Source organism: Rhodoferax sp. GW821-FHT07G04 (genome assembly GCF_059418585.1).
On record NZ_JBWKQD010000007.1, the window covers coordinates 110,700 to 122,791 of the forward strand.

At 60.5% G+C, this 12,092-nt stretch carries 8 protein-coding genes; 6 read left to right on the forward strand and 2 right to left on the reverse strand.

What is annotated here, in order from left to right:
- The first annotated feature begins 9 nt into the window (after nt 1-9).
- The gene (locus AC07OO_RS24660; RefSeq protein WP_495084813.1) at nt 10-960 is read left to right on the forward strand and encodes a chemotaxis protein; all 951 of its coding nucleotides are present in this window, start codon (nt 10-12) and stop codon (nt 958-960) included.
- Between the two features lie 156 nt (nt 961-1,116).
- Here the strand turns inward: AC07OO_RS24660 and AC07OO_RS24665 are convergent, their stop codons facing one another.
- Nucleotides 1,117-1,611 (reverse strand): Lrp/AsnC family transcriptional regulator, encoded by a 495-nt coding sequence (locus AC07OO_RS24665; RefSeq protein ID WP_495084814.1) that lies wholly within the window; start codon nt 1,609-1,611, stop codon nt 1,117-1,119.
- 187 nt (nt 1,612-1,798) lie between these two features.
- Here AC07OO_RS24665 and AC07OO_RS24670 point away from each other — a divergent pair, with 187 nt between their 5' ends.
- The 5 genes from AC07OO_RS24670 (at nt 1,799) to AC07OO_RS24690 (ending at nt 11,468) form a co-directional block, all read left to right on the forward strand.
- Nucleotides 1,799-5,449, forward strand: a complete 3,651-nt coding sequence (locus AC07OO_RS24670) for an indolepyruvate ferredoxin oxidoreductase family protein (RefSeq protein WP_495084815.1) — start codon at nt 1,799-1,801, stop codon at nt 5,447-5,449.
- Between the two features lie 142 nt (nt 5,450-5,591).
- Entirely contained in the window at nt 5,592-5,924 is a 333-nt protein-coding gene (yajC, locus tag AC07OO_RS24675) for a preprotein translocase subunit YajC (RefSeq protein WP_495084816.1), read from the forward strand.
- Between the two features lie 56 nt (nt 5,925-5,980).
- Nucleotides 5,981-7,855: a protein translocase subunit SecD gene (secD, locus tag AC07OO_RS24680; protein WP_495084817.1), complete on the forward strand. Its 1,875-nt coding sequence runs from the start codon at nt 5,981-5,983 to the stop codon at nt 7,853-7,855.
- 14 nt (nt 7,856-7,869) lie between these two features.
- Entirely contained in the window at nt 7,870-8,823 is a 954-nt protein-coding gene (secF, locus tag AC07OO_RS24685; RefSeq protein WP_495084818.1) for a protein translocase subunit SecF, read from the forward strand.
- Nucleotides 8,824-8,837: 14 nt separating this feature from the next.
- Nucleotides 8,838-11,468, forward strand: a complete 2,631-nt coding sequence (locus AC07OO_RS24690) for a DUF1631 family protein (protein ID WP_495084819.1) — start codon at nt 8,838-8,840, stop codon at nt 11,466-11,468.
- Nucleotides 11,469-11,592: 124 nt separating this feature from the next.
- Here AC07OO_RS24690 and AC07OO_RS24695 read toward each other — a convergent pair whose 3' ends face one another.
- Nucleotides 11,593-12,090: a Smg family protein gene (locus AC07OO_RS24695; RefSeq protein WP_495084820.1), complete on the reverse strand. Its 498-nt coding sequence runs from the start codon at nt 12,088-12,090 to the stop codon at nt 11,593-11,595.
- Nucleotides 12,091-12,092 lie beyond the last annotated feature (2 nt).

Sequence of the window (12,092 nt, forward strand, 5' to 3'; positions counted from 1 at the left end):
GAACACGCCATGAGCACCATGCGGGAAATCGACGAGCGGACCAATCTGGCTTCCAACAGCATGTTCGAATTGTTGTTGTTCCGCTTGGGAGAGGCCCCCGGTACCGACCGACGTGAGCTGTTCGGCATCAATGTGTTCAAGGTGCGCGAGATTTTGGTCATGCCCGAGATCACCGCCATGGTCAATATGCCGCCCACCGTCATGGGGGTGGCCAATATCCGCGGCCAGATGATCACCGTCATCAATTTGCCCAAGGTCGTGGGCTGCAACCCGACCAAGGGCCTGGGTATCCTGCTGGTGACCGAATTTGCCCGTACCACGCAGGCCTTTGCCGTCGAAGAAGTCAACGAGATCGTACGCCTGGAATGGAAGCATGTGCTGTCGGCCGAGAGCAGCGGTGGCGGCTTGGTCACCAGCATTGCGCGGCTGGACGGCAATGCCGAAAACACCCGGCTGGCCCAGGTGCTGGACGTGGAGCAGATCCTGCGCGACGTGATGCCCAACGAGCATTCGTCGGACGTGGACGGTGCGAAAGTCGGCCTCGTCAAGATACCGCCGGGAACCGTGGTCTTGGCCGCCGACGATTCGGCCGTCGCCCGCATGATGATCGAGCAGGGCCTGAAGGCCATGGGGGTGCCCTACGTCATGACCAAGACCGGCAAGGAAGCCTGGGACATGCTGGAGACCATTTCCGACCGCGCCTTCGACGAGGGCAAGACCATACAGGACAAGGTGGCCTTGGTGCTGACCGATCTGGAAATGCCGGTCATGGATGGTTTCACGCTGACGCGCAATATCAAGCAGGATGGGCGTTTCAAGGGCATTCCGGTCATCATCCATTCCTCCTTGACGGGCTCGGCCAATGAGGGGCACGTGAAGAGCGTGGGGGCGGATGCGTATATCGCCAAGTTTGAGGCTGAAGAGTTGGGGGCCACGATTCGGCAGGTTTTGTCTCGCTGATGCTGCCTTTGTGTCAATTGGCTTGTAGCCCTCGTGTAACCTCTGTTTGTTGCTTCTAAATTTATAGCTAAAGCCTGTTCCCTTGGTGAAAAGGGGGCTACAAAAGCTTCATCACCCAGCCAAGCGACGCAAACACAAGCGCTGCTAAATAGGTAGCTAGCCACGTAATAAAGACGAGGGCTGGAGGTGATTCAGCGGTAACGCACTGCTGGCCTTCACCTCCCCCAACGAAAAACTCGTGTGCAGGTCTTTGACATGCGGCAGATTGATCAAACTCTCCCGCGCAAACCGCGAAAAGCTGTCCAAATCCTGGCAGATCACCTGCAGCTCAAACGTGCCCGAGCCACTGATGTAGTGGCAGCTGACAATCTGCGGCAGCTTCTGAATGGCCTCTTCCAGCGCCCGGGTTGAGTCGCCCGTGTTGCGTTCGGCATCCAGCCGCACAAAGGCCAGCACACCGAGGCCCAGTTTCTGCCGGTCCAGCTCGGCGTGGTAACCCTTGATGAAACCCGCTTCTTCCAGTGCCCGCACACGGCGCCAGCAGGGCGCGGTCGAAAGGCCGACGCGGCTGGCCAGCTCGGTGTTGCTCAGGCGGCCGTCGTTTTGCAGTTCATTGAGGATTGCAAGGTCAAATTTGTCTAGTTGTTCCATTTATTGGCATTTTGCAGCAATATTCTTTCTGAAGCCACGTTTGTTTTGGCACAAAACGCAAAGACATATCAGGCCAAACTCCCTACACTGAGCCTCCAACAAGAGAAGGCCTTGCGGACCCGTTTGACCGGTGCCAGCGAGCCCCCTTGCGCCAGCCCCACACTACGCCAGCCCGGAGACAACCGCCATGAACGCACCGCTACCCGAACACGTCCGCAAGGCCCTGGAAACCGTCACGCTAGACGACAAATATTCTCTGGACTACGGCCATGCCTTCATGAGTGGCGTGCAGGCACTGGTCAAGCTGCCCATGCTGCAGCGGGTGCGCGACCAACGCATCGGCAAGAACACCGCGGGTTTCATCAGCGGCTACCGCGGCTCGCCACTGGGTACCTATGACCAGTCGCTGGTCAAGGCCGAGAAGTATCTGAAGGCGCACCACGTGGTGTTCCAGCCCGGTGTCAACGAAGAACTGGCCGCCACCGCGCTGTGGGGCACACAACAACTGGGCTTTGCGCCCAAGGGCAGCAACAAATACGACGGCGTGTTCGGCATCTGGTACGGCAAGGGCCCGGGCGTAGACCGCTGCTCCGATGTCTTCAAACACGCCAACATGGCCGGTACCACGCCCTGGGGCGGTGTGATCGCCGTGGCGGGTGACGACCACATCTCCAAGAGCTCCACCGCCGCCCACCAGAGCGACCACATCTTCAAGGCCTGCGGCACACCGGTGTTCTTCCCGACCAATGTGCAGGAAATTCTGGACCTGGGTATCCACGCCTTTGCAATGAGCCGCTTCTCCGGCGTCTGGTCGGGCATGAAGACCATCCAGGAAATCGTGGAATCCAGTGCCACGGCCATGATCGACCCGGACCGCGTGCAGATCAAGATCCCCACCGACTTCGTCATGCCCAACGGCGGCGTGCACATCCGTTGGCCCGACCATGCGCTGGAGCAGGAAGCCCGCCTGTTCGACTACAAGTGGTATGCGGCCCTGGCCTATATCCGGGCCAACCGCCTGAACTACAACGTGATCGAAGGCCCGAACGACCGTCTGGGCCTGATCGCCAGCGGCAAGGCCTACAACGACACGCGCCAGGCCCTGCTGGACCTGGGGCTGGACGACGCCACCTGCCAGCGCATCGGTATCCGCCTGCACAAGGTGGGTGTGGTGTGGCCGCTCGAAGCCCAGCTGACCCGCGAATTCGCCACCGGCCTGCAAGAAATCTTGGTCGTCGAAGAAAAGCGCCAGGTCATCGAATACCAGTTGAAGGAAGGCCTGTACAACTGGCGCGCCGACGTGCGCCCGCGCGTGCTGGGCAAGTTCAACGAGATGGACACCGACGAGCACGGTTTCGGCAGCGGCGGTGAATGGGGCATGCCCAACCCCAGCGACAACACGCTGCTGCGCGCCAATGCCGATCTGTCGCCTGCCCTGATCGCACGCGCCATCGCCAAACGCATCCAGCGCATGGGTGTGGACGCCGACACCGCCGCCCGCATCGACGCGCAACTGGCCATCCTGAGCGCCAAGGAAAGCGCCATGCATGTGCTGGAAGTCAACCGCGCCGAGGCCGACATCAAGCTGGCCGACCGCCAGCCCTGGTTCTGCTCCGGCTGCCCGCACAACACCAGCACCAAGCTGCCCGAAGGCTCACGCGCTATGGCTGGCATCGGTTGCCACTTCATGACCATCTGGATGGACCGCGAGCACATGGGCTTCACCCAGATGGGCGGCGAGGGCGTGCCATGGATGGGCCAGCAGCCCTTCAGCAACGAGCAGCACATGTTCGCCAACCTGGGCGACGGCACCTACTTCCACAGCGGCCTGCTGGCGGTGCGCCAGAGCATTGCCGCGGGTGTCAACATCACCTACAAGATTCTGTACAACGACGCCGTGGCCATGACCGGCGGCCAGCAGGTCGGTGAGCGCGCCGAAGGCCACACCGTGGTGCAGATCGCCCAGAGCATGCGGGCCGAAGGCGCCATCAAGATCGTGGTCGTGACCGACGAGCCCGAAAAATACAACGGCGTGGAACTGGCCCAGGGCGTGACCGTGCACCACCGCGACCTGCTGGACAGCATCCAGAAGGAATTCCGCGAGATCAAGGGCACCACTGTCATCATCTACGACCAGACCTGTGCCACTGAAAAACGCCGCCGCCGCAAGCGCGGCACGATGGTGGACCCGGCCAAGCGCGTGGTCATCAACGAGCTGGTCTGTGAAGGCTGCGGCGATTGCGGCGCGCAGAGCAATTGTGTCAGCGTGGAGCCGCTGGAAACCGAATTTGGCCGCAAGCGCCGGATCAACCAGAGCACCTGCAACAAGGACATCAGCTGCGTCAAGGGCTTCTGCCCCAGCTTTGTCACGGTGGAAGGCGGCAGCCTGCGCAAGAAGGCCAAGGGCAAGTCCGGTAGCGGGGTCGATGCGGCCTCCCTGCCGCTGCCCAGCATTCCGCGCCTGACCGCGGTAGCCCACGCGGTGGACGGCAGCGCCAGCGGCGGTGCCTGGGGCATCATCGTGGCAGGTGTCGGCGGTACGGGTGTCATCACCATCGGCCAGCTGCTGGGCGTGGCCGCCCACCTGGAAGGCAAGGGCATCGTCACACAAGACGCCGGCGGCCTGGCCCAAAAGGGCGGCGCTACCTGGAGCCACGTGCTGATCGCCGACACGCAGGACGACATCCGGACCACCCGCGTCAGCATGGCATCGGCCGATCTGGTCATTGGCTGCGACCCCATCGTCGTGGCCGGCAAGGAAACGACCATGCGCATGCGCCAGGGCCGCACCCACGTGGCGCTGAACTCGCACAGCACACCCACGGCGGCCTTTGTCAACAATCCCAACTGGGTCAACCCCGGTCAGGACAGTTTGGTCGAGATCGCGAATGCGGTGGGTGAAGAGGGCGTGGGCGCCTTTGACGCCGACGCCATGGCCACGCACTTCCTGGGCGACAGCATCTACACCAACCCCATCATGCTGGGCTACGCCTGGCAAAAGGGCTGGATCCCGCTGGAGCTGGCATCCCTGATGCGTGCGATTGAACTCAATGGCGTTGCCATCGAGAACAACAAGACCGCTTTCACCTGGGGCCGCCAGGCCGCGCTGGACTGGCCGGCCGTGCAAAAGTTGCTGAATCCCGGCCAGGTCATCAGCTTCACGCCACGCAGCACGCAGACGGTGGACGAACTGGTCGCCAAGCGGGTCGAGTTTTTGACCGGCTACCAGAACGCGGCCTATGCGGCCAGCTATGCCAGTTTTGTCGATACCGTGCGCAAGGCCGAATCGGCGATTGCACCCGCGCCGGATACCGCCGCCAAGCGCGAAGCCCTGCCGTTGACCCAGGCCGTGGCCCGCTACCTGTTCAAGGTCATGGCCTACAAGGACGAGTACGAAGTGGCGCGCTTGCACACGGACAAGAGCTTCCTGGCCAAGGTCAACGCCCAGTTTGAAGGCGACTTCACGCTGAACTACCACCTGGCGCCCCCGTTGCTGGCAAAGACCAATGCGGCCGGTGAACTGCAAAAGAGCCGCTACGGAGCCTGGATGCAAAGTGCGTTCCGCCTGCTGGCGCCGCTCAAGGTGCTGCGCGGCGGCCCGTTTGACATCTTTGGCTACACCGAAGAACGCCGCCACGAACGGGCGCTGGTGCAGGAGTACAAGGATGCCATCGCCGGCCTGCTGCCCCAACTGAATGCCGCGAACCGGGATGCAGCGGTGGCTTTTGCCCGCCTGCCGGAGCAGATCCGCGGCTATGGCCATGTAAAAGCCCGCCATTTGGCGGCGGCGCGCCAACAGTGGTCGGTGTTGCTGGAGCGCTTCCACCGACCCGCCTGAGCGGTGTCATGGGGAAATAAGCGGCCGCTTTAAAACCGCTTTACAGCTGCCCGACTACAATCAAGGGTTGCCTAAGCGCACGCGCGCCACCCCAAAACGGGTGGCGCGCCTTTTGTTGTCCCTTGTTTTGTGGAGTTAGCCCGTGTTTATTTCCTCTGCTTTTGCCCAAACTGCTCCCGCTGCTGCCGCTGGAGGCGACATGCAATCGTCGCTGATGGGCATGCTGCCACTGGTTTTGATGTTTGTGGTGCTTTACTTTGTGATGATCCGCCCCCAGATGAAGAAGCAGAAGGAACACCGGGCCATGATCGAAGCCGTCACCAAGGGTGATGAAGTGGTCACGGCCGGCGGCGTGCTGGGCAAGATCAGCAAGGTGGGTGACAACTATTTGGGCCTGGAAGTGTCCAACGGTGTCGAAATCCAGATCCAGCGCAGCGCAGTGGTCCAGGTCCTGCCCAAGGGCTCGATCAAGTAATCCTTTGCTTTTGTAATTTTTCTATCTCTCTCTTCTAACTGGACTGACTTGCGATCATGAACCGTTACCCGGTGTGGAAATACGCGATCATTGTGATCGCATTGTTGGTGGGTGGGTTGTACGCGCTGCCCAATGTATTTGGCGAGTCTCCAGCTGTTCAGGTGTCCGCTGCGAAGGCATCGGTAAAGCTGGACGCAGCAGCCATGGGCAAGGTCGAAGAAGAACTCAAGACCGCCGGTCTTGTTCCGGAATCGATCGCCATGGAAGGGGGCTCTATCAAAGCCCGCTTCAACGATACCGACACCCAGCTGAAAGCCAAGGATGCCATCCAAAAGGCGCTTAATCCTGATGCGACCAACCCCAATTTCGTCGTAGCGCTCAACCTCTTGTCACGCTCCCCCGCCTGGCTGACCGCGCTGCGCGCCTCGCCTATGTACCTGGGGCTGGACTTGCGGGGTGGTGTGCACTTCATGTTGCAAGTGAACATGGAAGCGGCATTGTCCAAGCGCGCGGAATCGTTAGCGGGCGATATTCGTACAGCGTTTCGGGAAAAGAATGTGCGCCATAGCGGCATCAGCCGCAACGGCCAGACCATTGAAGTCCGGTTCCGCGACGCCCAAGCCGCTGAAGCTGCACGGCGCATTGTTCAAGACCAATTTAACGAACTCAGCACCACAGAGTCTACGGATGGGTCGGACATAAAACTGGTCGCCAGCATTCAGCCCCTGGCTGCACGCGCGATTCAGGACCAAGCGTTGAAGCAAAACATCACCACCCTGCACAACCGTATCAATGAATTGGCCATTGCCGAGCCTGTGATTCAACAGCAAGGCCTGGATCGCATCGTCGTGCAGTTGCCAGGCGTGCAAGATATTGCAAAGGCCAAGGATATCTTGGGGCGCACTGCCACGCTGGAAGTTCGCATGGTGGATGAAGGCGCCGAAGCCCGCGCAGCACTCGATGGAAGTGGTCCAGTGCCATTCGGTTCTGAGCGTTATCTTGAGCGCAATGGCCAACCCACAATTGTGAAGAAGCAGGTCGTCATTACGGGGGACCGTCTCAACAACGCGGCAACAACCTTTGACCACAACCAGCGCCCCGCCGTCAGTATTTCGTTGGATGCAATTGGTGGCCGGGTCATGCGCGACTTGACCCGTGAGAACGTCGGCAAGCTGATGGCTATTCTGCTGTTTGAGCGCGGCAAAGGCGAGGCCATTTCCGTTGCTCGCATCCAAGGCGAGTTTGGCAACAGCTTCCAAATTACCGGGAATTTCACCGCTGAAGAGACCAATAGCCTGGCGCTGCTGTTGCGTGCAGGATCGTTGGCCGCACCGATGGAAATCATCGAAGAGCGCACCATTGGTCCCAGCCTGGGCGCGGAAAATATTGAAAAAGGTTTCAAAAGCGTTAAATGGGGCTTTGTCACCGTGGCCATCTTCATGTGCGTCTACTACATGCTGTTTGGCCTGATTTCCAGCATTTCCCTGGCTTTCAACCTGCTGCTGTTGGTTTCCGTGTTGTCCATGCTGCAAGCTACCTTGACGCTGCCCGGCATGGCGGCGATGGCCTTGGTGCTGGGTATGGCGATTGATGCCAATGTGCTCATTAACGAGCGCGTTCGAGAGGAACTGCGCAACGGTGCGTCGCCCCAGGCGGCTATCCACGCCGGTTACGACCGTGCCTGGGCGACCATCATCGATTCCAACGTGACTACCTTGATTGCCGGGTTCGCCCTGCTGGCCTTCGGATCTGGCCCGGTGCGCGGCTTTGCCGTGGTCCATTGTTTAGGTATCGTGACCAGCATGTTTTCTGGGGTTTTCTTCTCCCGGGGCGTGGTAAATTTGTGGTACGGTCGGCAGAAGAAATTAAAGAATGTGTCCATTGGGACGGTTTGGCGGCCTGATTCCGGCAATCAGGTCACGACAAACTAAGGGGATTAGGTAGCATGGAATTTTTCAAAATCCGCCGCGACATTCCGTTTATGCGGCATGCGCTGGTGTTCAACCTGGTCTCGCTGGTGACCTTTCTGGCAGCCGTTTTCTTCCTGTTTTCGCGCGGTCTGCATCTGTCGGTGGAGTTCACCGGCGGCACGCTGATGGAAGTCAGTTACTCGCAACCGGCCGATATCAACGCCATCCGCAGTGCCATTGACAAGCTGGGCATCAACGATGTGCAGGTGCAAAACTTTGGCACGACCAAGGATGTGCTGATACGCATGCCGGCGCAAAAGGGTAACAACTCCAGTGCACAGAGTGAACGCGTCTTGGAGTCCCTGAAAGCCGCCGACGCCAGCGCCACATTGCGCCGCACCGAGTTTGTCGGTCCTCAGGTTGGGGATGAACTGGCCACAGACGGCCTTAAGGCACTAGCCTTTGTGGTGGTTGGCATCATGCTGTATCTGGCCATTCGCTTTGAGTGGAAGTTCGCTGTAGCGGCCATCATCGCCAACTTGCATGACGTGATCATCATTCTGGGATTTTTTGCCTTCTTCCAATGGGAGTTTTCACTGCCGGTGTTGGCGGCGGTCCTGGCCGTGTTGGGCTATTCGGTGAATGAGTCGGTCGTGATCTTTGACCGTATCCGCGAAAATTTCCGCCGTTTCCGCAAAATGGATACGCACCAGATCATCGATAACGCAATCACATCGACGATCAGCCGCACCATCATCACCCACGGCTGCACGCAGTTGATGGTGTTGTCCATGCTGTTGTTCGGTGGCGAGACTCTGCACAATTTCGCGCTGGCCTTGACCATTGGTATTCTGTTCGGTATTTATTCCTCGGTATTTGTGGCCGCAGCCATTGCGATGTGGTTGGGCGTACAGCGCGAAGACCTGATCAAGGGCACGCCGAAAAAAGAGGGGGATCCTGCTGACCCGAATGCGGGTGCTACGGTCTAAGCTACCACCCATCCATGGCCACCACACCCGGTTCATCCCCGCTTTCCCCCCGGCAGCAGTTTGCCCGGGCGTTGCGTGAGCGTTTTCTGGGAGAAGTCGGTCAGGCCATGACCGAGATTGGCGGTACGGTGTTGGAGCAGATCACCGCCTTGATGGACGCACCGTCCAACGCCCGCGAAAGCCAGGAACGCCGCGACATCTGGATGGCCTACAAGACCTGCCGGCCTTTGTGGATCGAGGGCACGATGAAGGTCTGGCGCGAATGCCTGGACCCGCCCAATAAAAAGAAGAAAGCCGCCAGCTCTGAGGTCATGGGCCTGCAACTGGTGGGCACCGAGGTTGTTGAAAACAAGATTCTGGCCTCCCGCATGGTGATGGCCGTCATGGAAAAGGTCAGCTCTCAGCTGGAAGATCTGAAGCTGCGCATGCAGTTTCTGGAAGGCACTGAGGAGCTGGCCGACAACGACCTGTTCCGTCCCGAGGTGCTGGTGTTGCTGATGGTGGAGCAATGGGCTAATTCCGGCATGCCGGGTGATTCCTGGGCCATGGTTAATGAGGCGGTGCAGAAGCTGCTGATTGAGCGCCTGAAGGCAGCCTATGCCAGCGCCAATGACCTGCTGATCAAGAAGGGGGTAATGCCCACCATCGAGCTCAAGGACCGGGTCAAGGGCCCGCGGGGAACGGGCGCGCGGGGCGGCCGACCACCAGGCCCGCCACCGGGGGCGCCTGGCAAACCGCAACAAGCCCCAGAGGGCAGCGGCAATACAGGCCAAGGCGATTTCGGCCAAGGCGGTGGCTATGGCTCCCAGGGGGCCTACGGCCAGCAGGGCTACGGGCAGCAACAGGGCCCAGCAGGCCAGCCGGGTGGCGGCGGCACGCACCAGGGCTATGCGGGCAACCACGGTGGTCAGGCTGACAACGGTGGTGGCGCCGAACAGCAACCGGCACGCTCTGGCGGTTTCTTTGGTGGTCGCCTGGGTTGGGGTTCGCGTGCGCCTGCCCAGGGAGCAGGCGAGCACACGTCGGGGCCTGCGCCTTCGTCCTCGTCGTCACCCACCCCCTTTTGGAAACAATCCTCAGGTATGGGCAACGCCCATGCGGCGTCCGAAGAGACCCGAATGATGACGGCCGCCTCGCCGATGGCTCGGGCGCGCAACCGTGCACAAGGTGTCATTGGCCAGATCCGGCGTCTGTTTGTCAGCCATGCCGGCGGCGACTTCATGGGAACTGAACACCACCATGCGCCACCTGCGCCGGCCCTCGCCGCTGCACTGGTGCCCCAGCGCCCCGGCCAAGTCGGCGGTTACGCCCCGGGCGGGACCGTCTACGAAGATTACAGCCCGGCCGGTGTGGCCCGCGTCGCCACCGACCTGCGTGAGAAGACTGCCGAGCTGAAGAAAAAGGCCGAGACCAAGGGTGAGAAAGCCACGATCGAAATCGTGGCCCTGATGTTCCAGGCCATTTTGTCCGAAGAGCGTATCCCGCCTGGCATCCGCGTCTGGTTTGCGCGCCTGCAAATGCCGGTTCTGCGCATGGCATTGGAAGACCCCGACTTCCTGGGCACGACCACACACCCTGCCCGTTTGCTGATCGACCGCATGGGCTCCTGCGTTATGGGCTTTGACTCCGCTGGCGTGCAAGGCAATGCCATGGAGCTGGAGATCAAACGCATCGTGCAGGTCATCGAGCAGTACCCGGAAACCGGCAAGAAGGTCTACCAGGTCGTCTATGAAGAATTTCAGAAATTCCTGTCCAAGTTCCTGACCGAGAAGGGTGTAACCCAAAAGGTGGTCAGTGTGGCGCAGCAGGTGGAGCAAAAGGAAACGCTGGCCATCCAGTACACCATCGAGATGCGCGACATGTTGAAAGACATGCCGGTGCGGGATGAGATTCGGGAATTCCTGTTCAAGGTCTGGGCCGAAGTGCTGGCTGTCGCCGCCGTGCGCAAGGGGCCCCAGCACAAGGACACGCTGGTATTGAAGAAGTCGGCCACCGACCTGGTGTGGTCGGCCAGCGCCAAGCCCAACCGCGCCGACCGTGCACGTGTGATCCAGGATCTGCCCAATCTGCTGCTGCGCCTGCGCTCCGGTATGACGCTGCTGGCCATGGCACCGTCCGAGCAGGATGTGCACATCAAGACGGTCAGCGACACGCTGGCCGATGCCTTCCTGTCCAAGACCCAGGCAATTCCGCAAGCCAAGATTGATGCCATGGCGCACCGTCTGGGCAGCCTTGAAGATTTCGTGTCGGAAGACGGCATGGGCGACCTGCCGCTGGATTCTGAAAGCATTGAGATGATGCTGGGTATCGACGCCTCGGCGATCGAGGTGGTGGGCAATGGCGGCTCCAAACCCACTGCCGCCATGGTCGCCTGGGCGCAAGAGTTGCAACTGGGCTCGTGGTTCACGCTGGACCACAACAACCAGATCACGCAAGTGCAATTTGCCTGGCGCAGTGACCGCAAGCACCTGAACCTGTTTGCCGCCAGTTCGGGCAAGAGCTACCTGATCCAAGGCGGACGCCTGGCCGCCTATCTGCAAGCCGGGCTTTTGCTGCCACAAGAAGAAGAAACCTTGACGGTGCGCGCGACCCGCGACGCCCTGTCCAAGATCGAAGCCAATCCCGAGCGGTTGATGGCAGCCTGATCGGCGACCTACGCAGCGGCGGAGCTTGGTGGGGGCAACAAATCCGCGCCGGGCCGCCCCAAGCGGATTTAGCCCCCTTGGGGGGCAGCGACCCGCACAGCGGCGGAGCGTGGGGGCGATATATTCAGTGGGCGATGCGCTCGGTGCTGTCGTCGCAGAGCTCGTCCAGCACCAGAGCATCCGGTTCTTGGCCGAAGCTCCAGTAAACCATCAGGATGATGATCTTCAGATCGTCCAGCGATACCGGTGCGCCGGGTGCGGCCATAGCCCGTTCAATGACAACTTCGCGCATGGAGGCGGCCAGAACGCCCGCCGATTCCAGAAAGCTGATGAAACCCAGACATTCAGCACCCAAATGGTTTTGCTCGGCCACGGGGTAGATGCGCACACTGGTGGGAGAGGGTTCGCGCAGCCAGGGTTCGGGTGGCACCAGTTGTGAGGTGCCGACAAAGCCCTTGGACCCACGGGCTGCCGTATTCAGGCCATTGAGCCAATTCAGGGCATCCGCGATTTCCTCTGCGTCAAACCCGACGGCGCTGAGCTTGCGCTCCAGGTGCTCGGGTTCGGGGCAACTGTCCCCCGCGTAGTAGTTTTCGTAAACGAAGACGAGGACTTCAAACATGG